1 protein-coding gene and 1 pseudogene are annotated in these 610 nt (G+C 50.3%); both read left to right on the plus strand.

All coding sequences use genetic code 11. From position 1 onward, the window contains the following. A pseudogene (locus tag R7Q09_RS26780) lies at positions 1–164 on the plus strand (phospholipid ABC transporter ATP-binding protein MlaF); the annotation flags it as partial. Then, on the plus strand, positions 154–610 hold a 457-nt coding region (locus R7Q09_RS26785), incomplete at its 3' end, for an ABC transporter permease (protein WP_318144028.1). The pseudogene R7Q09_RS26780 and the gene R7Q09_RS26785, both read left to right, overlap by 11 nt.

A 610-nucleotide genomic window follows, 5' to 3' on the forward strand; every position in this document is an offset into this window, starting at 1 on the left:
ACCTACTAGCAGCTGGCAAGCTCATCGCGTTTGGCACGCCAGAGGAGTTGAGTCAAAACCCAGACCCGCGAGTGCAGCAGTTCTTACAAGGTGATGCAGATGGCCCTGTGCCGTTTCGTTTTCCTGCGCAAAGTATCGAAAAGGATCTATTTGATGGTCGCTAGCTTTATTCACTTTGTCGCTTCATTAGGAAGACGCACGCTCGCCATCTGTGAAGCTTTTGGCCGTGCAACCTTGATGCTTGTTGGCGCTATCTTCTCTAAGCCTCAACCCTCTAAAAGTTTTCCTCTACTCATCAAACAGTTGTATTCCGTTGGCGTGCAATCACTGGCTATCATCGTAGTCTCCGGTTTGTTCATCGGCATGGTTCTTAGCTTGCAAGGCTATGTAGTGCTGGTGGATTACGGCGCGGAAGGCAGTCTTGGTCAGATGGTCGCGTTGTCACTACTACGTGAACTTGGGCCGGTGGTTACTGCGCTTCTTTTCGCTGGACGTGCAGGCTCTGCGCTGACGGCAGAAATTGGTTTGATGAAAGCTACTGAGCAGCTTTCAAGCTTAGAAATGATGGCAGTTGACCCACTGAAACGAGTGATTGCACCACGTTTTTGGG

Source organism: Vibrio sp. 2130-1 (assembly GCF_033339515.1).